We start from the raw sequence: 24,007 nt of genomic DNA, 5'->3' as shown, positions 1-24,007 counted from the left end.
CCTTAGAGGCTTTGCAGGAGGCTCAAATGACCGCCAATGCACCGCGATGACTTCAAGGCCGCTCTGCGCAGCTCATCATATCGACAACCTGTGCCAGTACCCCACACCGCGCGCGGTGAGGCTGCAAGTTCATCTTGCCCTGTGTCCATACGCGTTGGATGACATGGGTACTCTTTCAAGCGGAGTCACCCCACTCAAAAAAAATCTGCGCTGCTGGGTTGTTTGTTACCAAAGAGAAAAGTAGGGCCTTCGGCCCAAAACACCGATCCCCCTCCCCCCTTCGCCATGCCTGGCGGCACGGCAATCAACGGCTGAAACCGCCAAAATAAATACCCAAAAGCAGAGCCATCACTACCAGGGTGAGATCTTAGTTAAGCGGCGCTAGCAACACCGTAGAAAATTTTTTGTCCTCAAATATAGAACTCCGTCGCCTCAAAAAAATTTCAAGAGGGGGGGTGGTAAAAAATGGCGCAACTAATCAAAAAGCGTCGCAATTTGACATGATTGTCCGAACTTGGCCGGTTTTTTTACCCTTGAGCCTACGACTTCACTGCATCGAGGTGGGCTCAGATCTGGGCGCTTCTTTGACTGAAGTGGGCATGCTCGCAGCTGACAAATCCGAGCTGAGACGCATCCATTCTTCCTGCACTTTCAAATTGCCGAACAGGTACCAGCTCAGCGCCCGGCAGTTTGGCTAGTTACTTAGAAAGATCCTTAGTCCATGATCCGCCAGTGTTGGTCGAGCTCCAGCGTGAGGAAGCGCTGCGCTCCTGACTGTGGCGCAAGGCCTCAGGGCCCAACAGAAGCAGCGTCTTGTGCTGATTCTCAGCGCTAGGTTTTTGGCCTTGTGTCCAGTATGACCAGCAATTGAAGAAAGGCTTTTCCCTGTCCTCGATGATGTCCGGTCGCAAGCGCACGATGTCCGGAGGGGCTGGATGCGCCTTCTCCGTGGCTTTGGTGGGAATGGCATCGTTGAGTTGAGCCAGGAACTCCTTGGGAATCAGGCGTTGCCCGCTAGCACCGTCTTCCTTAAGAACCTCCACCAGGTCACCGTACATATCGCCCAGGTAATCACGAATCCGATAGCCTGCCAGGACATCGAACCGGAAAAACCCTCGCGCTTTCCCTCGCGCAGTGAGCGTAAGCACAAAGGGCGTGTCCCGTGTAGAAAAAAGGCAGTCGAAGCTGGCCGCTCCAGTTCTCACCAAAAATTGCTGCATGTCGCTGCCAATCGAAATCATGCTGCGGTGGAGCAGCTTCAGCGAAGTCATTTCCATGTGATGAGCTCCTTGGTCAAGAGTTCATGATGATGGAGAGGTTTGTCAGGATGGACAAGCGCCCACCGGCCATAGTGCTTCGGCCACCTGCCCCGTCTGCCTGCCATTAAAATTCGGGCAGCAACCCTGCATCCCGAACAACCTCAGTCACTGAAAGCTCTCTCATGATGGGCTAATCTGAGCGAAACCACTTCACCGAGGCTTTGGTATGAATTTGGACAAGCACTCCCGGACGATCCCTCTCCACTGCCCGACCTGTGCTGGCACAACGTTCAAAAGCGAGTCACCCGAGAGTCTCAGCGTGATCTGCACTGGTTGTGAGCGCGTGATCAGCAAAGACGAGTTGTGCCGAGAGAACGAGGAAAACGTCCAGGAGCATCTGGGAGAGATCAAGAAGGAGATCTCGAAGGCAGTGGCCGACGATATGCGTAAGCGTCTTCAGAAAGCGTTCAGAGGCAGCAAAGGTTTCAAGCTGAAATGATCAACGTCACCTTCGAATCCGGAGACATTATCGCCACCCTGGCTCTCCTTTTTTCCGTGTACGCCACCTTCAAAACCGTTCAGTTCAACAACCGGCAGCAAGAGGTCATCAAGAGCCAAGCGAAGCTGAATGAGATGCTCCTGAACAAAGAGGTCTCGGGTGTAGAGCTGGACAAGCAGGCCGACCTAGGCGCGACATTCCTGAAGCTGGGCAACAGCAAATACCGACTCAAAGTTTTCAACAAAGGAAAAGCCCCTGCGCACCACGTAACGATTGACTTCCCTGAGGGAAATGAAGTCATCCTTGAGAGCGACATTGAAAGCAAATTTCCGCTCCAACTGCTCGACGTGCATCAGTCGGTTGAGCTAATCGCCGCTGTTCATTTGGGTACAAAGTCAAAGCACTTGGTGAAGCTTGAGTGGGAGGATGGACGGACAGGTAGAGCCGCGAAGGAGCTGTGGGCTACCTTATGAAAAACTGGCAGCTGTAGGCAGTCACACTCAACTCAGTGCAAAATCTGGGCGCCTGTCCGACTGAAGTGGTCACGGTCTTAGCTCGCAAATCCGTGCTTTAGACGCATCAATTCTTCCCTCACCTTCTGAGAGCCTGCACGATCAGATGCAAGCTCCAGCGCAGACATATTTCCGAAGGCTGCGCGTGATTGAGACATCCACACGGCAGCTTTTTGTTTGTCTCCAAACACCCTTTCCGCCTCGGTTAAGATTGAAGGCTGATAATCCATATTCTCCCTTCCTCCTGCATGGCCTCAGGATGGCAGCTCAGGCCGACTACTGGCCCATAGTATGTTCGTCATCGGGGCGATCTTCCAAGCGGAGGTTAGCTGGCAAGGGAAGTGACAAGCTGGATGACGAGGTTCTATCAGCGCGCCCCAGGCAACCCTCTCCTGGCCAACCTGCTCAGTCGTGAGGGGCAGCGGGACGACTCCAGGCGGTAGCCACCGGTATCTATCGCTTACAGCGATCATTTACGGCGTTTCGAGGCAATTAGGGCATCGAAGGCTTCTTTGTTCGAAAGCCCCTCCCGCTGTCTCGCGGCCAAGAAGTCTGCATCCAATCCCGCTGGGTCATAATACTCACGGGCATGCCGCACGATGGCCAGCCAAAGCTCATGCGGGATGGCTGTGTTATCGCCATTCCGGTACCGGTAACTGGGGCGCTGCAGCAATGCAGGCGCTCGCATGACCACGTCGTCACTTAACCGCTGGAAGATTTGAAAGGGTAGGTCGCTCATCCCAATTATGGAGGGGTGGATGAGGCGCCTGATAGCTTGGATGGCTGAGCCAGGATCCACGGTGTGCAAACTGGATAGACGTCGCACCTCGGCCTCAAATGCTTCGGCACCAGTTTCCACAACCAGGCGTTCAATGACCTCAAGCTCAGCCAGGTTCCGGCGCTCCAGAGCGATTATGTGCTTATCCATTATTGACTCTACCCAGTTGATACGAGGTCGATTTTGCAGAATGCCTGTGCGATCCCGCTAGACATGATTAGGCGTTCATCGGCACGGGGCATTCGAATCGCGCAAGCCAAATCAGTGCCCGATGACGCTGTTGCACCAGCCTGTTCGAATATTCTTGGTCACTCTGGCAGATCTGCGTAGATCCTGATGCCAAGCTCGTTCAACACCTGCAGCACGCTTGCGAGCGCTACGGTGCCTTTACCGGTCTCGATGTCTCTCAGCAGCACATGACTCTTGCCTAGCATGCTCGCAAGGTCTGTTTGAATAATCGACTGCTGTTTTCGTACTTTCCGAACTACGGCGCCCAATTCTGCGGCGGTGCGGAGCTGAACCAGATCCCTCATGACAATGCCCCTAAAAACTACATTATGCTTTAGTTCTTTGAAAAATTGTCGCGCATCGGTAGAAAATCGAAACCATAGCTTATTTTTGTTCGGCGAGATGGACTCATTAGGCGGCGACTCCTGGCGTCTACAACCTAAGAAAGCTAGTCCCAGGTAGTGCTGCGTCCGACTCTCTCACAGCGCCTTTGCACAGAGTACAAATGTACTCCGACCTAAATTGGCGCCCCGCCACAGGCGCTTGCAACTCGCCTATGGACACTGGACGCTGTCATTCTCGGCGCTGGAGTGGACTGGAACTGATCATCTGCCACGAGCCGAAGTCTCCCACTCTCTACCTCTGACTCTCCAGCATCAAAGGAGGCATTTAAATCTTCACTTCCCCTAATCAAATACAAAAACTACCCTGACGTGCTGACTGATCGAGCTTTTTTGAACAAGGACTAGCCAATGATAAAAGACCTAGACTTCTCTGACGAATTTGAATTCAATGTCGAAGTTTATCATACTGACCACAGCATTTTCGGTGAGGGTCGCCTAACTTTTGGAGGAGGCGGCCTAATCTGCATACAACTGGAGCGAGCCCATAATTACAAGACCGCACATACAGTGCCTCCAATCTTGAAAGCGAAATCAAAAGATGGGCAGCACTTCACCTTATTTAATTGTGAAACAGCACACAACCAAATATATGCAAAATACATCGCATGCGGAGATATCGATTCTGACGCAGGCAGCATCCAGGTCAAATATGCAGAAATTTCCGACTGGTTCATGCATGACCAATATCTAGAGGGCGAACTCGGTGAAAGTCTAACCTGGAAAAATCCAACACCCCAGCTATCAATAAGCATTGAAACAGATGAAGAAGATTTCTCGCTTAAAACCGAGACATTCAGCAGCTTAACAAGGCGCGGTGAAAATCATATAATCCATGAGCACATCCGCTTTATATTTGAGCGACCTAGCGGCACATTTGCAATCGAGGAAGTAAGAGATAAAGCATTCGAGCTATCGACTTTATTATCCATACTGACCGCGACTCCCGTATCCATCGAAAGTGTGTGGGGCAGTTTTGACTCGAAGTATTGCGTGCCTATCTACTTCCCATCCTTTAAAAAAATTGATAGCAGCTCTTCAAGCGGAGCTTACTGGGTAAGCTGCCTGGCGCTACGAGCCCTTCTGGATGATCATTGGCAGTCGATATTCGAGCGGTTCTACGCCTCCCCTTATCGCAAAACGACGTGGGTTCGCCTTGCAGGCATGCAACGCTATGAGGGGTTTTGGGAGTTCAAAATCCTTGGCTATGTGAGCCTATTGGACGAGTACGTAAGCACTTCTGCAACTATCGCTAATTTCAAATCAACGAAGGCCGAGACCGCTAAAGTAACAAAACTAAAAGAAAAAATACAGCGACTATCAAAGCCGTTAGACGACGATCAGGCTGAAGAAGTGCGATCATTGATTGATTCGATTTTCGTGACATCGCGAGACCTTACATTCCTGGAGAAATACGAACTCGCAAGAAGCAACACAAACGATGATATTCTTAAAGTTATTAATTTGACCGACGACGACTTCCGCCTCATCAAACGAATCAGAGACAAAGTTGCACATGGCGTTACTCCTGACTTGCAGGACACATCCTACCAAGAGCTTCATCTCATAATCGAAAAAATCGCTCTATTGATGACTTACTGGGCGCACATCGACCTCGGCCTTTCACCCTCCGACTTTGCAATATTTTTAAAGCGTACGCACAACCCACTCCAATTCAATTCAGCACTAAACAAATTCCATCTCGACCTCATAACAAACTCCGCAGAGTTCATTCATGTGCCTGAAGGTCTTTTTGAGAAGTTTACATCTGGCGAGTATTCAATCATCAACGCCTGCTTCACTCAGAACGCCCAAAACGAGCTGACATATTCCGAAGCGCATAAAGCCATGTTCAACAACTGGATTAAAGATCGCTCGCGAAAAACTAACCAGGTAATAGACGCGTTTGGGGCCGATTCCGTGCGAACCAGATCACCAGCGAGCTTGTATTTAGAGTGCGCTGACAAGCACATTCAATTACATATGGCCTATATCATTAAGGACTACTGAACAACCTAACAGAGCGCTGAGTAGGGGTGAGCCATTCGTCAGGTCGTTTCAACGACACCGAAACAAGTCATAATGCTAAGACGCTCAAGGATACCCAGGCTCCAGAAGGACATACTATGAGCCTGCTCGACAAGCATGGAGGCCACAGGCGAAATTGACGAGCATCTGCTGGCCCAGATGGGACGCTGTGAGGGAGGCAGTCCCTTTCCTCACGTGGCTTACCAATCGCTTTGAAACTCCTGAGGACTCCCAAGCGCGTCGTGGGATCTTCCCCTACCGCCGTCTTGGCTCTATGGGTTACGCAGCCTGGTTCACAGTTTCAAGCAGGGTTGGCCGTTGACCACTATCCCTCTACCACCAGAGTACACTTGTACTCCACATGGAAATGCTCATGAACGAAATCTGGCTGCGAGAAAAAGAACGAAGAAAGGCGCTATTGCAACTGGCTGACCTGATTCCTGGCGAACCCAATGCGCGCCCGATCCTGGAGCGACTGGATGAGCTTGAGCGACTTGATCGTGAAGAACCGCTGAGCGAATGCCCTGTTGACATTGTGCAGCTGGCTGAGCTGCCCAAGGAGGCTCATCCAGTCGGCTGCTGGATCGTCCGCGATCAAGATATCCCAGAACCCTGGAAGTCTCGATTCACTGTCGCGCTTGGCCCCGCTACGAGAGTTGAGGATGGGTTTTATCTGCAGGATTGGACTGACTTTCTCGACGCCTGGGAGCGTGATCTTGCACACGTTGAGCAGCACCGCGAGGCGCTTGACGACGACTAATGACCACCGCTTGCTGTCTAGACACGGCAGCAGAGGCATTGACAGACAGGTTTGGGTTCCAAAGTAAGAGACGCAGATCACTCCTGATTAGCTGTGCTGTGAGCCATCGGATGTTCGCTCTGCTCATCCCTCAAGGTTCCCGAGCCGATACAGATCCACACCAGAGCCAAGGTCAGCGGCCCTTTTGAAGGCCGCACCTGAAACACCTGAGTCACCAGGTCGCGTGGCGATCAGCGAACTACGATCCCGTGTTGCGCAAAATCGCTCAAAAGGGTCTTACGACTCAGCATGGCGGGCAACTTGAATATGTTCCTGTATCCGTACCAAAGCCCCATTGGGAGTAGCACTAACCCTATGCCAAACGTGGCGGTAGCGGCAATAATAGCTGCTGGAACTGAAGCAAGCGAGAACACCACACCTTTTAACACCGTTGATCTAGCGATCAGACGAATATCATCTAGGTCGTATTCGACTTTTCCATTCTTGTTTTCAAAAGCCAAAACAACGATGGTCTTTTTCGAAATTCTTTTGAAATACCACGTTCGTGGGACTTCAGTCGCCATAGCCCCGTGATTTTTCAGATACTTCGGAACAACCACTTCTTTAAAGTAAAACGTATTGCCTTGTGCATCCTCAAGTCTTACGCGATTATAGAGCGCATCAAGATCGCCAAGTGCTTGGACGTCATAATTTTTAATAGTTACTGTTATCTTTTCGAGGTCAGCCATTTTTCGTCCTTAAGGCATTAGTTTTCGGCAGGCGCAGCTATTCACATGAAGCTCAACGCAGCCTGGCGGAATGGCTCAGGCGGCTCACATCTGGATAAGGGGCGAGGCCAGATCCCTGTACCATCTTGCCTCGCCACGAGTGATGCTCTGGCCACACTCTGTCACGAGCCATGTTCGCTCGTGATCACGTAATGATCTCCGCTGGCACTGCGCATGAGTTTGAAGCCCGCTCTCTCGGCAACGCATCGCAATGGAGGCGTAGCGACAGTCATACCGTTTGAGGACACCCCCGATTGGTCGCCGTAGACGAGGGCGACATATCTCTCACCCACCCTGGCGGCACCAAATAGGTACGCGTCGATGTGTACCGACCAATCGATGCTCTGGGCCAAGACGACCTCACAGGGTAAGCCTTGCCCGACGCTCTGTTGACCTTTAGCCCCCTGGACGCTGCGCGTCCACTCACAAATAGACATCTACTTCGTTCTCGACAATTGAACAACCACTGAGGGTGGAGAGCCAGCCGTGCCGTTTTCTACGATCAAGATCGCAGGACACAGCTATTTAGCGATTTAGCGATTTAGCGATTTAGCGATTTATTGAATGGACTTACGCAGTTCCCGCCAGAACCATGCCGCCTCCCCTCGCCCCAAACGAGGGCTGCGCCGGGTGCGTCTGCAGCGCTTTGGAACCTCGCCGGCAAGTGCTCCAAGCAGCGCAATCGACACTGCCGCCGCGCCATTGACAGTTTTATACATTATGTGATGTGTAACTGTACACGACAACATGGCTACATCCTCGCTTTTTGAGGACATCGCCTTGTTGAAGCAAGCGCTAGCCGCAGTCGTTCGAGCACTTCGGGAGAGCCTGGGCTTCACGCAGGAAAACCTAGCTCACGCAGCCTCCCGCACTTACCTGAGCAGGATTGAAAACGCCGACAGCAACCCGACGATCGAGAAATTCGCAGAGCTGGCCGAAGCACTCGGCCTGTCCCCTGTGTCGCTCATGGCGCTCGTTGTATCAACACGCGACGACACCTCCACTGCCGATGTCCTCGCTCATGCGACCGAAGAACTGAAGGCTCTTGAGCTCAAGGTCAGCGCTGACGACATCAAGGCTCACCTCGCCGGCATGACAATCCTGAAACGACCTCCAGCGCGACCAGCTGATGTCGTCAAACTGCGAAAGGTACTTGAATGCAAAGACGCTGGGTTGAGCAAGGCCGAGACAGCGCGGCGGCTGGGCATGAGCCGCTCAACTGTGGGATTTTTGTGGGAGCGGTCAGCTCCTGCTCAAAGCTGACAGCGGGCCAAACAGGATCGGTTAAGCCGTAAAGCGCTGGGTCGTTACGTCGGTGGATGACGATCCAGGTGAGTGGTCATGTCTCTGTTTGAGATGTGTCGGCCTGTGCTTGAACGAGACATCCGTCAAAGGCACTTGGCACGAGTAGAAAGCAGCGTGTGGGACTATTGAGATCAGCCTCTCACCCGTAGCGCCAATTCACATTCGTCACCGACTGACGTACTGAGACCTGCAGACGCACCTCCACAAGCTCGAACCACCGCCGACGCGAGTGAGATGAGTTTTCTGAACTTCCAGGGGATGCCCGAGCATACTGGGCTAATTTCCGCCAAACCTATTTTCCGCTGTTCAGAATTGGCCGGCAGCGTAACAATGGCTATTATGCTGCCCGGTAAACATTTCGCCAGTCTATTCCCGCCATGAGTCTCATAAATCTGGCGAAGAGCGTCTATAGAAACGATCTTGAATAGTTCGATACTCCAACCTTAAGGGCGATTGTACACGCGAATTTAAAGTGACCGCGTCATGGCCTCGCCCTAAGCATAACCAGACCCTTGGCATGATCATCAAGTTAAGCTTTTGCCTGATATCAATTCCCAATGGTTGATTACACTGACGACCTGGGTTCGGTATGCGGGCATAGCCAAGCTGCAGTTGATCTTTAAGGCCCTTCTCTGAACGCATGCATCCATCACCGCTCAAACAGTAGTATTGCCTAGTCAGAACAGCAGGAATCCGCCCAACTACCATTTCTTGTACATGAATGCCCACTATGATGTGCAACAGCGCGCCGATCCTGCACCCTCTGATGGGCCTACAGAAGCGGGCGACGGACACAGCACACCGCGCAGTCCTCGCCGCCCTCATTGACCGTTTGCCTGCCATCCCATAGCTAACCAGTATTAGAGCGTTTTAGCCTTGTATTGTAAATCGACCTGAAATCTCGAACAGAGCAAGACTCAGAAAAATCAGGCGCATGCCATGTACAGTGCGGCGTGCGAGGAAGAAATCTAAGAAAATCAATATAGCAACAAACAGCATTTAAACAGCGCAAAACTTTCGCGGCACACTAACATCATTTTATACATATATTGACGTTTCAAAAAAAATCTAGACGTCGTTAAAAAATCCGGATAGCCTCCAAACAAATCCCACTGCAAAGCCGACTGGTCTTGGACAGAAACGTATCCGCTCGCCCTGGAAAAAGCCCCGAAGCCCAAGTTACTAAAATCGAAAGATTTCAAGTGCTGACTCCAAATTATGGATCCCATCAATCGACAGCAACTTCGATTAGTTCCGACATAAACCTAGAGTCCACGAGCAATGAAATACTCTACAACTTCCCGATATTGCTAGACAACCAAGGACAACCTTGGGACATTGCCAACCTTTATCTTATTCATAGATATCACCATACGCTAAATTATAACCACCGAACTTATGCATCCATCGCCGACCATCTTTTGGATTACCGAAGATTTTTAGATTCGGAAGACATAGACTACCTGCATTTTCCGAAACTAAAACAACTTAAATCAACCTATCGATTCAAGAAGCATATCGAAGGCGAAATCGACTCAGGCCGAATGACCCTTGACACTGGAAAGAAAAGGATGAGCGGCATCCACCGCTTCTACAAAAATATTCTTAAGTTCAAGCTAATCGACCCTGATCTTATAGTGGAGGCCCCTTACGAAGAGGTTATTAGATATATAGAAACCACCACAGATTTTGGCTTGAAGACGTTTATCACCGTCTCATCGTCAGACTTGGCTCTACAGGGATCTAAGGCATTACCAGATCCTGACTTCATTTACGATGACGGCAAGACCAAGCCTCTAACCATGCAAGACCAGATGGTTTTGTTAGAGGCGCTCAAGAAATGCGACCGGGCCTATCAGTTACTTTTCTATCTTGCGATTTTCACTGGCGCACGATTGCAGACACTAAGCACTATCAGGATTTGCGATCTTAACAGGCAACTGGACTACGAAGGCAATCTCAGACTTCCAGTAGGCGCAGGGACTGGCATCGATACAAAGAAAAAAGCGCGCATGACAATCATAATCCCTGGATGGTTGGTAGATGAACTGAAGATCTATATTCAATGCAGCGTTGCGCAAGGAAGGCGCGAGTCTTCCTACTATGGAGATAGCGAATCAAATTACATATTCCTTACCAGTAAAGGAACACCCTTTTATACAAGCAAACAAGAAATGAAAGAACGCCTCACGGGAGATACGACCAGCACCAATTTTGGCCAACCCTATTCACACACTGAGGGGGAGGCGGTTCGTCAGTTTCTACAAACTCTGATCCGAGATATTCAAAAAACATCTCCCGACTTTGAAAGATTTAAGTTCCACGACCTGCGAGCGACTTTTGGCATGAACTTACTCGAAGACGAGCTTGATAGGCCTGACCGCAAACCTATAACCGCGATTCTGGAACTCGTCCAGCAACGCATGGGACATCGCAATAAAGAGATCACACTCCAATACTTAAACTATAGGTCAAGGATCGAGTGGAAAAACCATGTGCAAGACCAATTCGAGTCTAAGCTTTTTTCGCATGTTGTGCGGGGCCGTAGTGAATGAGCACCAATGATGATTCAACCTTACGGCATAGGAACGTCACGATCATCGATCTCTCGGACGTTACTACAACCATCCTGATCCCTGACTCGGTAGTTTTCCAACATGTACACAGGACAAATTTTGTTGTACACAACTTAGATGTATCGTCATTCTGCTACAAAAAGCGTGCGCACGGCTCTAGCGGTCAAATCGGCGACAAGGTCGATCCGAATAGTCTGGATATCCACCGACTCAAAGTCGCTCGGATAGTCATCGAGTTCATTCGAGGCCAAAATCTAGACACCGCAAAGAAACATCGGCACTGGTTCAATCTTTTCTTTACCTGGATTGATGCCAACCATGACAGCTTAAGCCTCGATGATATAAATGACTTGAAGAGGGCATACATAGGCTATACAAGTCACTTAATACAAAGAACACAGGCTACGCCTAGGAGCGGCAACCGCATCACAGCAACTGTGGCGACGAACCAACAGAAAGCTGTGGCTAAACTTATCTCAATTATAACAGGCGAAGAACTGCGCATAATAAAGTCATGGGCCGCCAAATTAAACAAAAGCAAGCCGGGCATAGTAAAACCTGACAAACCTTCCTCAGATGAGCAGGATATCTGTTTCGCCGCACACATAAACTTCTTGAACGAAGTTCACCGGGTCATTGTGAATAATGAGCCCTACCCCCTCATGCTGACCCCAGCGTTGGGGGAACCATATTATCTTTATGACGAAATCGGCTATCGCAAAACTCCCATCATCCACCTGATGTTTAAAGAGCTTAGGAAGTATCCGACGCTTCCGACGCTGGATGTATTGAGCATAGCCAGCGCCGATCTCACTCAACTTAGTGGCCGAGACAAAGAGCTTGCCTATTCTGCTCTAGAAATTAAGGTGGCCGAATCCAACTCCGCGAACCGCAACTTATATCGATCAAGAAATCTTGTGATCATGGCGATGGTTGCGGGCTTCACCAGTTTAATTGCAGCAACTGGCAGCAACTCGTCTGTTGTAGCAGAAATTGAGCCAACAGACTTCAAACCGCTTCCAACCTCAAAAGGCATGCGTATGCTGGGTATAAAAGGCCGAGCGAACGGAAAGGCGGTATCTCCCGAATTCGGTGCCAGGTACAGCAGCACCTATAACAAAATTCTGGAATTGCGCCGTTGGCTTCTGGGCGCTGATGAATCACCTCTCCTATTTCCATTCCCTAAGCGAGACGGTAGATACTCCACCATCCTAGCCGCCCACCTACAGGCCTATAAGTCTTTGCTCAATAAGCTGATGCCTGAAGTGCGCTGGGTAACGCCGATGGACTACAGGAAGAATGTCAGCTATCAATATTTAAAGTTAAGTAATGGCGACACTTTACTAACAGCCCAGAAGCTCGGCAATACGGTACGCACCGTTGAAAGCCATTACGGTCGTCCTTCCCTAGAAGATCTGGCGCAAGAGTTCACCGCGTTCTTCGACGCCATGCAGGGCTCTGCCTTGGCACGAGGACGGAATCAAGATGTTATTCCGGTAAAAATCATTGAAACAGAGCCAGACGCGTTAACGATTCCTGGCGGATCCTGCCTATCTGTAGCAAGAGAACCCACATTGGCATCAGGCTTCACGAGTTTCTCGCCAATACCGTCATGCCGTGAGCCGGAATATTGCGTCTTCTGTAAACACTACGCCGTTCATGCTGACGTTACAGACCTCAAGCGCCTTCTCTCCATTAAATTTATTATTGAAGTCAGCCAACCCCATTACGATTCAGACAGATGGACGGAAAATATGTACCCTCTCCAATACCGGATCAATGAGATCATTGGCCTTGTGACTGAACAGATTAATGACCAGCAACTGGTTACTCAAGTTTCAGACGAAGTGAGTTGCGGTGACCTTGACCCGTTCTGGGCGACTCATCTAGACGCACTCGTTTATATGGGCTATGTATCATGAATATTGAAGAACGCTTGCGTCTCAGCCCCACACAAAGAAACTACCCGCCTCAAAATTATGTTTCATCAGAGGGTGCACTTACGACCCCGCCAGATTTCATCATATCGCGAGACACTGATGGAAAGCCGCTGAGCTTGTATAAGCATGACGTGTGGCGAATGGGGGCATATTCAACCTATAACATTACCTACTCTTTTATCGGCTGGCATAGTGATGATACGTCACCACTGTACCAAGCCATTCAACGCGAAATGAAAACCATACAGTTTTCAAGACTTTATTTATTCCCAAAAGCTAGAAAAGTACAGAGCGTGACCGTACATGCCCTGCGGTCACTCGCCGCCATGGCGCTGTCCAATGGTGTGACTTTAAAAGAACTCATCACGCAACAGCGCCATGAGGCAAAAATCTTAAGAGCCATCGCCGCGACTCCCAAGCATTCCACAGCGGATCTTCTTGTCAGACTGCTTCGTGACATAAATATTATAAGCAAAACATCGCAGCACTCTGGGCTTTCGATTTTGGAAGGCCTGTCCATGCGAGCTGAAGGCATTCTACAGTCGATTTTCCCTGAAAGGGATCGCCGCGAACAGACTTGGTTAATCCCATCCCGCATTTACGCAGCGATCATTAACGAATTCGCCGTTGACCTAGACACCTTCAACTCCATGAGCTCCAAGATCATAGAGTTTTACAGCCGTCGTCAAGATGAGCCAGAGTATGGCTATCCGCTCAGTAATCCACCCACTGGCAAGAAAATTCATCACTGGGAAGCGGCGATGAACTGCTTAGGTTTGAGCGATGACCTCATGAACCTCGGCATAACCAATCTTGCCAAGCTGAACGCTTACCTCAATGAAGTCATTGCAATCGCCAAGTTCTGGATCCATGTTTTTTCGGGTATGCGTGACGACGAGGTCAGCAAGCTTCCATGTAATGCCCTCCAAACCATCCGAATCAATGGTCAGGAGATTCCGGTCATTATGGGCAACACCTACAAGGGAGCATCGGAAAACTACGCCCCGACTACCTGGATCACCTCACCAGCGGTAAAGAAAGCATTCGATGCGGCGATCGCCATCGGCAATATCGCTCGTATTAAAAACTCCTATCAACAGTTGGATAATAGTAAATATCCGCTTTTCCCCATGCTAACTCATGCAAAGAGCGTAACTCAATCATTCCATTTTGAGGTTCCAATCAGGGCCTCATTTAAAATCTCAGTTCCGCTAAGCAAAAACCCTCTGTTCTTGGTGACGGAGAGCGACATGCGTGAGCTAGAAATGTTCGATGGATTTACGGATTGGCGAGGGATACCGGGATTGGAGGTAGGCAAACCTTGGCCCCTGAAAAGCCATCAATGCAGGAGATCACTTGCAGTCTATGCAGCTAGATCGGGAATGGTTTCATTAGGCTCCATGGCGCTTCAGTACAAACACCTAACTGAATTCATGACATCTTACTATCGACACGGGAGTGCCTTCGCTATCAATTTTGTTATAGACCCCGAGCAGAAGCTGCTCATTGATGACATAGACACTCAAATGAAGCTCAGGCAGTACGAGCTTTACGAAGCAGATGTTATCAATTCGTCATCCCCTCTGTGGGGCGGGGAGGGAAACCGAATCCAGGTTGCTGAAGATCGAGGTAAACCACTGATAATCACCACAGACAGGAATTTCACTAAGCAAAAATTTGAGCGTGGCGAAATGGTTTACAAAGAAGGCCCTGCTGGCGGCTGCACGAACCCTTATCCCTGTGCGCTCATCAAATTTACAAACCTGACCCCTTGCGTTGACTGCAGTCATTCAATACTTAATGCGAAATCTATGCCCAAGATCAATAAAGCGATAACGACCCATAGAAAAGCATTAAACCACCTTCCAGAAAATAGCCCTTTCCGTGAACAAATCATATCGGAGATTTCGAGCATTACCGCTGCAGTCACAAAAGCTGGCTACGGCAAACTCTTGGAGGCATAAGTTGGTTAGCAATAGTCACTATATTGAGGCGCTCGACAGGCTTGTGCTTGAAGGCAGAGAGATCAACCTAGACTCTGTTGCGCTGGGTGCCGGGAGAAAGAGAGGCTCGATAAAGAGGGGGCGCTCAAGTCAAGCCGCCTTGGTTAAGTTAATAGATGACACGGCGGCTCAGCAACGCAGCGCCCAAGCGGCGCCTATCCTGAAGAGCAAGAAGCCAGCCGTTAAGCCTAAGACCCGACGCCCTGATGACACAGCGGTTCGGAAGAGTGAGCTCTACCAGAAGACGCTTCAGAAGCTGGTTTCCATCCAGTTTGAGAATCATCGACTCAGAATGCGGATCGCGGAATTGGAGTCGGCATCCTCAACCTGAGTGACTCTTGGGCATGTGTTTTGGGGATTGGTCTGGGGCATAGGAATGAGCGCCTGAGCAGGAAACGCTTCGGCGCTCCTTCCTTCACATGACCAGCGATCCACCGAGATGGCAGATGTACTCGCTGGTAGACGGCAGTTTCGAAAGCGGTGTTCGGGCTCGCTCATTTTTAGCCAGGAGCTGGGCTGAGGATCGGCTGGTGCTTGGGTGTGCCCAGGCTCCCCTGTAAATCAGCAATCTCACGGGCGATGGCTACCTTGTCCGATAGCTGGTCGGCGCAAAGGGAAAGGTGGGAGCGCGCAGGCAGGTAGAGGTGTCCATATCAACCTGCTGTCCATATGGACAGTCACACATTCAGGGCAAGCTCAGTGAAATCGGGAAGTTCCGGGGTGTCCACACTATCCCCTCTTTGGATTGTCAAGACACCCTGCTGTCGTTCGTCGCCAGCGTGCAGCTGACCAGCAACGACATGCTGCACGTCGGTGACTGGATCGAAATGCCCCAGGTTGGCGCCGACGGCGACGTGGTCGACATCACCCTGCACACGGTCAAGGTGCAGAACTTCGACAAGACCATCGTCTCCATCCCCACCTGGCGCCTGATGAGCGAGTCGTTTCGCAACTACCGCGGCATGCAGCAATCCGGCGGGCGCCGAATCAAACGCAGCGTGTTCATCGATGCCGCCGGCGTGCGCTTCCTTACCCTTGAAGAAGAGCAGCGCCTGACCGGCGTACGCCTGCTCGGCGACTACCTGGCCAGCAAGCGCAAAGAGCTGCAGGACTGGAACGAAGCCCAGGGCCTGGTCGCCGACCTCTCGGCCAACCGCCGCAAGCTGACCAACATCGGCACCTTCCGCGCGTTTGCCCTGGCCTACCTGCAAAATCACCCCGACGTGCACCCGAACATGACCTGCATGGTCCGCCAGATGCAGCCCACCGCCGAAGGCGTGCCGCTGGAAATCTATTGCTTTACACGTACCACCGCGTGGGCCGAATACGAGCGGATTCAGGGCGATGTGTTCGACTATCTGCTGGCGGTGCTGCCGGAGTTTGGCCTGAGTGTTTATCAGCAGCCGAGTGGTAATGACATGCGGATTGGCTTGGCCGGGCGTGCGGCGCATGAGCCGGCGCAGCGGCGGTTGCAGGAGATGAGTGAGGCGTGAGGCGCGATGATTTGCGCTAAATGGCAGGTCTGACGCTCTGTTGACCTGCCTTTCACTTAGTTTTCACGAGCGGCTTGGCAATCTATAGCCATCCCTACGTGATAGACCTTGGCCCGCCTAGCAGCGGGCTTTCTTTTGCCTGCGATTCTGGGTCAGGGCGTTCGAGACAAGCCGCATTGACCCCGTACTAATCTGGCGCAGAACGGCGCTGGTGGAAGGTATGGATTCCGCATATGGAGCAGAAGTAATTTCAGCTTTACACGACCGGCTGTAAAGGGTCTAGAGCAGACGGTCGAGGATGACCGCTTTCGACCCATAGCTGCCTTTCGCGTCGGTCGGAAAACGGCCCTCCCAATATGCGCCGTGACTGCCAAATCACTTGCTTCAAAGCTGGGTCAACTAGACACTATTTATGATTAGATTATGATTGACTCAAGGACGCTTAAAAGCTCTACATCGTCTCCGACGACGTTAATAGGATTTTATTTAAAAATGAATGGCCGACCTTATCCCTCTCTTTCGTTTGTATCAGCACTGGCAGCCGTGCTCGCAGTACTTATTTCAATTAGAAGCTGTCAAGTATCAGATGACGCACTTGCCTTGGCAAGCAATGAGTATATTCAAGATCGAACACTAATTCTTACGGCTAACTTCTCAGAAAATAATGATGGCATTACCTTAAAGCCAACCAACGCCGAAATCACCCTCTTAAAAGGGGTCGTTACCTTCCCGCCTGAGATTTATGCTGAAGCAATTCCTATCAGCTCAAGCGGAGAACTGTGGCGTATGCCAGTCATAATTTCTACTCTTCAGGACTATGTTCTAAAGAAAGTGCCACGAGCCAACGGAGTGATCAAAATTCAGTCCTCGCAGATTCCAGTAATAGTAGAATCTTACTATGCGGCAAAAGGTGATACCTATACTGATAAATCGCTATATTTTCTTGGCTATGATTCATTCGTGCATGAGGATATATACAAATCACCTTCCATACACTTTCGTGATCTTGTCTTTGCATTGCGAGAGACAAGCAATAAAAATTTGATAACCCCCGATGATCTCGACAAAATAATCAATAAGCAGTCGTATGTGCGTATGCCTTACGGCCCACCAAGCACCTCTCCCAAAAAATGAAACAGCACTGCTGGATAAGTTCTCAGTAAACTAAGAATACCTAGGTTTTGATAGGACAAGGCGTTAGCTGCGTTTCGATCCGGCTACCGCTTAACCGCGATTTCCAGTAATTAGTTCTTATCGGAGTTTTGAACACTTTTGACAGACCGCTTTTGGCCCCTAGCTACCCTACGGTAACGGCTGCTTTGGGTCGGATAGCGATGGCCCCGCAGCCGTCACCAGGTCATGCGGCTAAACCTCTGTCTGCTCGGCCATCTCCAGAGCGTCGTCTACCTCGATGCCTAGATACCTGACAGTGCTTTCCAGCTTCGTATGGCCCAGTAGGAGCTGTGCGGCCCTGAGGTTCTTTGTCCTGCGGTAGATCAGCGACGCCTTGGTTCGCCGTAGGGTATGGGTTCCGTACAAGGCTGGATCCAAACCAATTGCTGTCACCCAGGCTTTGACGATCCGTGCGTACTGTCGGGTGGAGATATGCTCGGATTGGGCAAGCCTACTTGGGAAGAAGAAGTTCTCGCTTCGAAGCTTGGCATGGCGTATCCAAGCCTCCACCGCTGAGCGTGTCTGCTCTGTGATCTCAAATTGCACCGGATGATGAGTTTTTAGCTGCATCACGATAGCTCTCGATGAGACGTGCTCCCCGTGGGCTATGTCCCGCACTCGCAGCCTGGTGAGGTCGCAGGCGCGCAGCTTGCTATCGATTGCCAGGTCAAAAAGAGCCAAGTCCCTAGTTTCCTCCGAAAGCTGGAGTCTGACGCGTATAACCCAGATACCCCTAATCCGGAGCGGGGCTTTCTGACCAACGAGCTTTCCCTTGTTCCAAGGCTCGCGGCTAACGACTGCTATCGCTTTGATGGCTTGTTCTCCTCAGTAAGGGAGTACAAGCATGTAGCCGGCCACGGGGCGGAGCTATCCGACCCATCAGCCGGCCGCCGAGGCGGAAACGGCCAAAAGCGAACTGCCGTCGAGAGTAACCACGTCTACGTAGACGACGTGATGGCTTTTCGCTTACCTTCGTGTCCATTAGCGTTCGATCAACAAGGACAAATGGACATGCTGTTGACATCTGTAAAGGTTGGCCCTTTCCGCTCAATCAATGAGCAGCAGACAACCGAGATCGATCCCCAGGTCACTGTCTTGGTGGGGATGAATGAAGCCGGAAAGACGGTTTTTCTCAGAGCTTTGCATAAAGCCAAGGATGCGCTGGACAAAGAGAAATTCGACATCACCGAAGACTATCCACGCAAAGACCTTCTGACATATAAGCGACGCCACGAGGAGTCGCCTGAAGATGCCGTCTCCCTAACCTACGTGATCGACGACGCTGAGGCATTTGAAATCAACGCCAAAATCGGTTGTGACATAAAGGCTGGATTCAGTTTCACAGTGTCACGTAACTACAAAAATTCCAGTTCAATTGGGTTGAGTATTCCCGAAGCCCCAGTACTCAAAAACCTGGCAACTACCGTAGGGCTGAGCGAAGGTGCAGTTGCCGTCCTCAGCAAAGCCACTTCGCTGAGAGAAGCACTATTAGGCCTGAAAGGCATCAGCCTGACGAATGAGGCTGACACGGAATTCGTCCAAGGGTTCGAAACTCGTGTGAGCGGTGCACGTGCAGACTGGTCGTCGGTATGTACCTACGAAGCTTGGCAGTTGCTATCACCGCAGATTCCTAGCTTTCTTTATTTCAGCGACTACGACCTTCTGCCTGGAAAACTCAATCTCAAAGATCTTGCGAATCGCTTAACTGCCGCAAACAAAGATCCGGCTAATGCCCACAAGCAGATCGAGCCAAAGCATCAAGCAGTGATCGCCCTACTACGCATGGCGGGAGTTGAACTGGACGACTTCTCGAATGGTACCTCCTATGAAGAACTGAAGGCACAGATCGAATCGGTATCGATCAACCTAACTGATCAGATTCTGGAGTTCTGGAAGCAGAACGAAGATCTCGAAGTCGAGATCGATATTCGGCCTGATGCGTCAGATGCCGCCCCATTTAACGACGGGCCTAACCTCTACCTGCGAATCAAAAATAAAAGACATCGTGGTGTTACCACCCCATTCGATCAGCGCAGCCGGGGCTTCATCTGGTTCTTTAGCTTTTTAGTATGGTTTGACAGCGTCCAGCAGCAACTCAGCGTGGTCGGCAGTACAACCAGTAACAATCTTGTGCTGCTGCTGGACGAGCCAGCACTGGCTCTGCACGCCCTCGCTCAGTCTGATTTTTTGCGTTACATCGATGATCTTGCTGAGACCCACCAGGTCATCTACACGACTCACTCACCGTTCATGGTGAATTCAGATCGCCTGCACCAAGTGAGGGTAGTGGAAGACAAGCCACGCCAAGGGACAGTGATCTCTTCTAACCTTTCCGGGTCGGATTCCAAGACAATTTTCCCACTACAGGCCGCCCTAGGTTGGAATATTGCTCAAAACCTATTCATCGCCGAGCGAAACTTGCTGGTCGAGGGTATTTCAGAACTCACTGTACTCCAAGCGATGTCTAGAGTCGTTGAAGAGACTGGAGGAGTAGGACTTGATCCCCAAATTACAATCGTCCCCGTTGGGGGCTTGAGCAATGTAGCGACCTTCGTGTCACTCCTAGGAGGTAATGGGCTAGCATTTGCTGTTCTGCATGACTACAGCGGCAAGAGTGATCAGAAGCTCGACGCCATGGTGCAGCAGAAATTGTTAAATCAAAAACAAGTCTTTAATTTCTCACAATTCAAAAACCTAGGAGCGGATGGAGCGGATGCCGTTGCCACCGACCTCGAGGATCTCCTAGACCCCAAAGCGTACCTCGAACATTTCAACGAGGTCTATTCCAAAGCTCTTGCTGGAACAGTCTTAAAACTGGAGGACCTGCCGCAAGCAGATCGGATAGTACAAAGGATTGAGAAGCAGCTGATAAGTAATCAGATCAGCGTTCGACCAACTCCTGGATACAACCATTTTGCAGTGGCTGCTGCTTATGTGGCGGTAGCCCCTAAGAGGATCGGTAAAGACGTGATTCAGCGATTTTCGAAGCTTTTCGAGACGATCAACCAAGCCTTGAGCTGATTTGTTGGTCGCCAACCTAAAGCATAAACCTTGCCGTTCCGGTCTCATGCCGTGTGAATTATCAGGTCATGGTCACCTGCAGTAGGTTGCCCAAATCTCATTAACCCCGGTAGCGAAGCTTTGGCTCATCATAGCGATAAACGAGGGAAATCAGATGTCAGCTTTGGGTCGATAGCAGTCACTCGCGATTGACTGCTTTTGACCCCATCCATGCTCGATAGGGATGCCGAGTACCCTGGGACGAATACGAGTTCAATTACGACCTGGCATCACCAACTCGGCTGGGGTCTGAACACGAGCGAGTGATCTTGGACATTACTAAATCGCCCAAAATGGCGAGCTGGTAATAAATCCTACTCAATTCAGAGAAATACCCCTCACCCCACCCCCTTGCATCCAATCCCCATCAGGTCTAACTTCCCCCAAGTCACGATAAATCTCGTGACCGGGTGTAGGAACCCGCTGGTAAACTTGGCGCACGCAACAAGCGCCTCCATCACCACAGCTGGCGCTTTTTTTACGTCTGCTGTGTTGTGTCATGGCGGCTGTGTGTGGGCAGGCTTCGGCCTGGCCGGGTTCCAAGTTCCCGGTATTCCTACCCCATACACAGCTGCCACCCAATCCCGTAGGAAGGATCGTGGCAGCTCCAGCCCTGAACTTGGAGTCTCATGCATGCCTATCCGCATTCTGAGCAGAATCCCCGCATTCGCTCGCCGCCGTTGCATCCAACAGTCAACCACGCCGGTCGTGTCGGGCCCGAACCACCGCGAAAGCCGCTTGGCTTCTGCCAAAGGGAGTGTGTCGCTATGACTACTCAAGATCGTCTCTCGACTATCCAAAGCTACGCCTGGACCCTCGAGCTTCTCGGTGAGGCGCTCGTCCAGCACGACGACGTGCTGGAAGGCGAGCAAAATCCGCACCTGACCTTGCGCAATATGGCAGGCATTCATCAGGCGATGCGCATCATCAGCCGTCTTGCGGCCGAGCAATGTGGCAAGTTGATGGGGAACACAGGAGGCGGATCAATCGAACAAGACTGACTGATGTGAGTTGATTAGTGAGCGGGCTGCTTGCGTGAGACTAAGCAGTCCGCATCAATTGATCGCAAATCGTCTGCCCGCTCTTACCTCAATCCAGCCATATATCAGTTGGCAGAGGTTTCGTTAGCCAGCTTCGCATGGGTGGCCAGTTCTTCAGTGATGAATGCCGAAATCATCGCACGATAGACCTGTTCTACGACCTCAGCCGAGGCACCAGTTTCTTCAGCCATTTCACGAACCTTTCTTATCACTTGCTCGACCCGAGCAGGCGCACGCACATCATCGGTGGTTTTCTTGAAGGCCGCTGCTTGCGTCACGAGTCGACCCCGTTTGGCGAGAAGCGAAACAAGGTTGCGGTCAATTTCATCGATCCCTTGGCGGACTTCGTCCAGAGAGGTGCGAGATACATCCATTTGCCTGACTTCCTTTTCATGAGCCTGCGTCTGATTACGGCAGGCAGTGGCTGGCGATTGCTGGCCCTGCATGAGCGATGTCACAATGCCTGGCCATGCCCTGCCACGCCTTGCACGCTCAACCACGAGCGCGATTAACGGACCCTCAAGATGCCCAGCCTCCGTAGCTGTTCCAACGCGCTCGACCGGCCGGAGAGAATCCTGCTGGTTCGGCTGCGTCGAATGCTGTGTTTTGTGCTGCTCTGGGCTCAGGCTGTGTGGGCGAGCCCTGTCACTCAAGATAATAGTGCTGCGCAGGTAATTGATGTTCAGCTACGTTGGAAACATCAGTTCCAGTTCGCGGGCTACTACGCCGCCATCGCCCAGGGCTATTATCGCGAAGAAGGGCTGGACGTGCGCTTGCACGAAGGTGGCCCCAATGTCACACCGGTCGAAGAAGTGCTCTCTGGGCGTGCCCAGTACGGCGAAGCCAATAGTGAATTGCTCTACGCACGCCTGCATGGAAAGCCCTTGGTAGCGCTGGCGGTGATTTTTCAGCATTCACCTTCCGTGCTCGTGGCTCGTACAGACCAAGGTGTTCGCACCGTGCACGACCTGATCGGCAAACCGTTGATGCTGATGAATGCAGAGACAGATGCCGATTTTCTGGCGATGTTCCGTAGCGAAGGTATAGCCCTCGAAAAACTACAGCTGATACCCAGCAGTTTTCAAATTGGGGATCTGGCCAGCGGTAAAGTGGCGGCGTTCAACTCGTACCTGACCAACGAGCCCTTCTACCTGCAAGAACGGGGCGTGGAATACAACATCATTTCGCCCGTCACTTACGGGATCGACTTCTACAGCGACATCCTGTTCACCAGCCAGGCTGAGATTGACGAGCATCCACAGCGCGTCGAGGCCTTGCGCCGCGCCACCCTGCGCGGCTGGCGCTACGCGATGGATAACCCAGAGCAAATCATAGACCTGCTGCTCAATCAGTATTCGGTGGAGAAAAGTCGTGCGCACCTGCAATTCGAAGCTGAGGCCATGCGCCCGCTGGTGGTATCGGACCTGATCGAGATCGGTCATATGAACCCAGGGCGCTGGCAACGTATGGCTGAGACTTTCCTCGAACTAGGCATGGTCGACAGTATTGCCGGGTTGGAAAACTTCATCTACGACCCCAACCCGCCGCAACTCGTCGAGCGACTGCGCAAGACCATTGTTCTGGTCAGCATCGGCTCTGGGCTTGTCCTGATATTCGCTCTGATTCTGTTGAATGCCCAGCGCCATTTACGCACCGAGATCAAGTTGCGCAAACTCGCCCAAGAGGAAGTACACAAGCTGGCTTTCTATGACAGCCTGACTGGCTTACCAAATCGCAATAGTTTTATTCCCTTCGCGAGTCAGAGGCTGCTCGACGCAAAGAAACGTGGAGAGCATCTGGCCTTGTGCTATATCGACTTGAACCACTTCAAGCAGATCAATGATCGTTATGGCCACCAGGCGGGCGATGCCATGCTGATCCACGCAGCCTCGGCAATCAAATCCAATATTTGCGAGTTTGAAATAGCGGCGCGCATGGGCGGTGATGAATTCGTCGTGCTGCTCGACGGCGCGCATCACCGAAACGATATCCAGCGTGTCACCGGTGAAATCTGCGAAGCCGTCGCCTTGCCCATTCCATGGGGAAACAGCCAAATCAAGGTTAGCGCCAGCCTAGGCGTGGCCTGGTATCCGGAAGATGGTGAAAACCTCGACGATTTGATTTTCAAGGCTGACACCGCCATGTTCCAAAGCAAAGCCAGTATCGCTGCGCAGGCTTGAAGCTG

20 protein-coding genes and 1 pseudogene are annotated in these 24,007 nt (G+C 51.2%); 13 read left to right on the top strand and 8 right to left on the bottom strand.

The annotated features are described in order from the left end of the window. Positions 1–698 precede the first annotated feature (698 nt). Positions 699–1,277, bottom strand: a complete 579-nt coding sequence (locus tag ACQZ2L_RS05465) for a DUF6037 family protein (RefSeq protein WP_430325063.1) — start codon at positions 1,275–1,277, stop codon at positions 699–701. Between the two features lie 208 nt (positions 1,278–1,485). On the opposite strand from ACQZ2L_RS05465, the gene ACQZ2L_RS05460 reads away from it, so the two are divergent. Beyond that, a complete protein-coding gene (locus tag ACQZ2L_RS05460; RefSeq protein ID WP_430325061.1) occupies positions 1,486–1,758 on the top strand; it encodes an ECs_2282 family putative zinc-binding protein in 273 nt (90 codons plus the stop codon). Next, positions 1,755–2,231 (top strand): hypothetical protein, encoded by a 477-nt coding sequence (locus ACQZ2L_RS05455; RefSeq protein ID WP_430325059.1) that lies wholly within the window; start codon positions 1,755–1,757, stop codon positions 2,229–2,231. Before ACQZ2L_RS05460 ends, ACQZ2L_RS05455 begins: the two co-directional genes overlap by 4 nt. 77 nt (positions 2,232–2,308) lie before the next feature. Here the strand turns inward: ACQZ2L_RS05455 and ACQZ2L_RS05450 are convergent, their stop codons facing one another. The 3 genes from ACQZ2L_RS05450 to ACQZ2L_RS05440 form a co-directional block, all read right to left on the bottom strand. Next, positions 2,309–2,500, bottom strand: a complete 192-nt coding sequence (locus tag ACQZ2L_RS05450) for an antitoxin Xre/MbcA/ParS toxin-binding domain-containing protein (protein ID WP_430325057.1) — start codon at positions 2,498–2,500, stop codon at positions 2,309–2,311. Positions 2,501–2,739: 239 nt separating this feature from the next. After that, positions 2,740–3,198, bottom strand: coding sequence for a hypothetical protein (locus ACQZ2L_RS05445; RefSeq protein WP_430325055.1), 459 nt, complete (start codon positions 3,196–3,198; stop codon positions 2,740–2,742). Positions 3,199–3,356: 158 nt separating this feature from the next. Beyond that, positions 3,357–3,581, bottom strand: coding sequence for a helix-turn-helix domain-containing protein (locus ACQZ2L_RS05440; protein WP_430325053.1), 225 nt, complete (start codon positions 3,579–3,581; stop codon positions 3,357–3,359). Between the two features lie 447 nt (positions 3,582–4,028). Between ACQZ2L_RS05440 and ACQZ2L_RS05435 the strand changes: the two genes are divergently transcribed. Both ACQZ2L_RS05435 and ACQZ2L_RS05430 read left to right on the top strand, forming a co-directional pair. Further along, a complete protein-coding gene (locus tag ACQZ2L_RS05435) occupies positions 4,029–5,687 on the top strand; it encodes a hypothetical protein (RefSeq protein WP_430325051.1) in 1,659 nt (552 codons plus the stop codon). Positions 5,688–6,078: 391 nt separating this feature from the next. Next, entirely contained in the window at positions 6,079–6,465 is a 387-nt protein-coding gene (locus ACQZ2L_RS05430) for a hypothetical protein (protein WP_430325049.1), read from the top strand. 230 nt (positions 6,466–6,695) lie between these two features. Here the strand turns inward: ACQZ2L_RS05430 and ACQZ2L_RS05425 are convergent, their stop codons facing one another. Both ACQZ2L_RS05425 and ACQZ2L_RS05420 read right to left on the bottom strand, forming a co-directional pair. Continuing rightward, positions 6,696–7,193, bottom strand: coding sequence for a hypothetical protein (locus ACQZ2L_RS05425; RefSeq protein ID WP_430325047.1), 498 nt, complete (start codon positions 7,191–7,193; stop codon positions 6,696–6,698). A 161-nt stretch (positions 7,194–7,354) separates the two neighbouring features. Next, on the bottom strand, positions 7,355–7,669 hold the full coding sequence (locus ACQZ2L_RS05420; protein WP_430325045.1) for a hypothetical protein: 315 nt from the start codon (positions 7,667–7,669) through the stop codon (positions 7,355–7,357). A gap of 310 nt (positions 7,670–7,979) precedes the next feature. Between ACQZ2L_RS05420 and ACQZ2L_RS05415 the strand changes: the two genes are divergently transcribed. The 6 genes and pseudogenes from ACQZ2L_RS05415 (at position 7,980) to ACQZ2L_RS05390 (ending at position 17,683) form a co-directional block, all read left to right on the top strand. Further along, positions 7,980–8,495, top strand: coding sequence for a helix-turn-helix domain-containing protein (locus ACQZ2L_RS05415; RefSeq protein ID WP_430325043.1), 516 nt, complete (start codon positions 7,980–7,982; stop codon positions 8,493–8,495). Positions 8,496–9,667: 1,172 nt separating this feature from the next. Next, positions 9,668–11,092, top strand: a complete 1,425-nt coding sequence (locus ACQZ2L_RS05410; protein ID WP_430325041.1) for a tyrosine-type recombinase/integrase — start codon at positions 9,668–9,670, stop codon at positions 11,090–11,092. Next, on the top strand, positions 11,089–13,035 hold the full coding sequence (locus tag ACQZ2L_RS05405; protein ID WP_430325039.1) for a hypothetical protein: 1,947 nt from the start codon (positions 11,089–11,091) through the stop codon (positions 13,033–13,035). The genes ACQZ2L_RS05410 and ACQZ2L_RS05405 overlap by 4 nt, the downstream gene beginning before the upstream one ends. After that, entirely contained in the window at positions 13,032–15,017 is a 1,986-nt protein-coding gene (locus ACQZ2L_RS05400) for a hypothetical protein (protein ID WP_430325037.1), read from the top strand. Before ACQZ2L_RS05405 ends, ACQZ2L_RS05400 begins: the two co-directional genes overlap by 4 nt. Before the next feature lie 788 nt (positions 15,018–15,805). Continuing rightward, positions 15,806–16,549, top strand: a pseudogene (locus tag ACQZ2L_RS05395) (mechanosensitive ion channel family protein); the annotation flags it as partial. A gap of 492 nt (positions 16,550–17,041) precedes the next feature. Then, positions 17,042–17,683 (top strand): hypothetical protein, encoded by a 642-nt coding sequence (locus tag ACQZ2L_RS05390; RefSeq protein WP_430325035.1) that lies wholly within the window; start codon positions 17,042–17,044, stop codon positions 17,681–17,683. Between the two features lie 231 nt (positions 17,684–17,914). On the opposite strand, the gene ACQZ2L_RS05385 is transcribed toward ACQZ2L_RS05390, so the two are convergent. Next, positions 17,915–18,535, bottom strand: a complete 621-nt coding sequence (locus tag ACQZ2L_RS05385) for a tyrosine-type recombinase/integrase (protein WP_430325165.1) — start codon at positions 18,533–18,535, stop codon at positions 17,915–17,917. Positions 18,536–18,733: 198 nt separating this feature from the next. Here ACQZ2L_RS05385 and ACQZ2L_RS05380 point away from each other — a divergent pair, with 198 nt between their 5' ends. Further along, positions 18,734–20,743, top strand: coding sequence for an AAA family ATPase (locus ACQZ2L_RS05380; protein ID WP_430325033.1), 2,010 nt, complete (start codon positions 18,734–18,736; stop codon positions 20,741–20,743). An 806-nt stretch (positions 20,744–21,549) separates the two neighbouring features. Continuing rightward, positions 21,550–21,783 (top strand): hypothetical protein, encoded by a 234-nt coding sequence (locus tag ACQZ2L_RS05375; RefSeq protein ID WP_430325031.1) that lies wholly within the window; start codon positions 21,550–21,552, stop codon positions 21,781–21,783. 104 nt (positions 21,784–21,887) lie between these two features. Here the strand turns inward: ACQZ2L_RS05375 and ACQZ2L_RS05370 are convergent, their stop codons facing one another. Then, a complete protein-coding gene (locus tag ACQZ2L_RS05370) occupies positions 21,888–22,196 on the bottom strand; it encodes a chorismate mutase (protein ID WP_430325029.1) in 309 nt (102 codons plus the stop codon). A 150-nt stretch (positions 22,197–22,346) separates the two neighbouring features. Between ACQZ2L_RS05370 and ACQZ2L_RS05365 the strand changes: the two genes are divergently transcribed. After that, the gene (locus tag ACQZ2L_RS05365; protein ID WP_430325027.1) at positions 22,347–24,002 is read left to right on the top strand and encodes an ABC transporter substrate-binding protein; all 1,656 of its coding nucleotides are present in this window, start codon (positions 22,347–22,349) and stop codon (positions 24,000–24,002) included. Positions 24,003–24,007: the final 5 nt, after the last annotated feature.

This window comes from Pseudomonas shirazensis (assembly GCF_050496565.1).
GTDB classification, from domain to species: Bacteria; Pseudomonadota; Gammaproteobacteria; order Pseudomonadales; family Pseudomonadaceae; genus Aquipseudomonas; species Aquipseudomonas shirazensis_A.
Note: the sequence above shows the minus strand (reverse complement) of the source record. Positions and strands in the feature narration are given on the sequence as shown.

Coding starts and splice junctions, on each gene's coding strand:
- ACQZ2L_RS05455 (WP_430325059.1), top strand. CDS start 1,755: ATGATCAACGTCACCTTCGAATCCGGAGACATTATCGCCACCCTGGCT.
- ACQZ2L_RS05365 (WP_430325027.1), top strand. CDS start 22,347: ATGCCCAGCCTCCGTAGCTGTTCCAACGCGCTCGACCGGCCGGAGAGA.
- ACQZ2L_RS05390 (WP_430325035.1), top strand. CDS start 17,042: ATGAATGGCCGACCTTATCCCTCTCTTTCGTTTGTATCAGCACTGGCA.
- ACQZ2L_RS05435 (WP_430325051.1), top strand. CDS start 4,029: ATGATAAAAGACCTAGACTTCTCTGACGAATTTGAATTCAATGTCGAA.
- ACQZ2L_RS05415 (WP_430325043.1), top strand. CDS start 7,980: ATGGCTACATCCTCGCTTTTTGAGGACATCGCCTTGTTGAAGCAAGCG.
- ACQZ2L_RS05420 (WP_430325045.1), bottom strand. CDS start 7,669: ATGTCTATTTGTGAGTGGACGCGCAGCGTCCAGGGGGCTAAAGGTCAA.
- ACQZ2L_RS05375 (WP_430325031.1), top strand. CDS start 21,550: ATGACTACTCAAGATCGTCTCTCGACTATCCAAAGCTACGCCTGGACC.
- ACQZ2L_RS05460 (WP_430325061.1), top strand. CDS start 1,486: ATGAATTTGGACAAGCACTCCCGGACGATCCCTCTCCACTGCCCGACC.
- ACQZ2L_RS05405 (WP_430325039.1), top strand. CDS start 11,089: ATGAGCACCAATGATGATTCAACCTTACGGCATAGGAACGTCACGATC.
- ACQZ2L_RS05465 (WP_430325063.1), bottom strand. CDS start 1,277: ATGGAAATGACTTCGCTGAAGCTGCTCCACCGCAGCATGATTTCGATT.
- ACQZ2L_RS05445 (WP_430325055.1), bottom strand. CDS start 3,198: ATGGATAAGCACATAATCGCTCTGGAGCGCCGGAACCTGGCTGAGCTT.
- ACQZ2L_RS05450 (WP_430325057.1), bottom strand. CDS start 2,500: ATGGATTATCAGCCTTCAATCTTAACCGAGGCGGAAAGGGTGTTTGGA.
- ACQZ2L_RS05370 (WP_430325029.1), bottom strand. CDS start 22,196: ATGGATGTATCTCGCACCTCTCTGGACGAAGTCCGCCAAGGGATCGAT.
- ACQZ2L_RS05400 (WP_430325037.1), top strand. CDS start 13,032: ATGAATATTGAAGAACGCTTGCGTCTCAGCCCCACACAAAGAAACTAC.
- ACQZ2L_RS05380 (WP_430325033.1), top strand. CDS start 18,734: ATGCTGTTGACATCTGTAAAGGTTGGCCCTTTCCGCTCAATCAATGAG.
- ACQZ2L_RS05425 (WP_430325047.1), bottom strand. CDS start 7,193: ATGGCTGACCTCGAAAAGATAACAGTAACTATTAAAAATTATGACGTC.
- ACQZ2L_RS05440 (WP_430325053.1), bottom strand. CDS start 3,581: ATGAGGGATCTGGTTCAGCTCCGCACCGCCGCAGAATTGGGCGCCGTA.
- ACQZ2L_RS05430 (WP_430325049.1), top strand. CDS start 6,079: ATGAACGAAATCTGGCTGCGAGAAAAAGAACGAAGAAAGGCGCTATTG.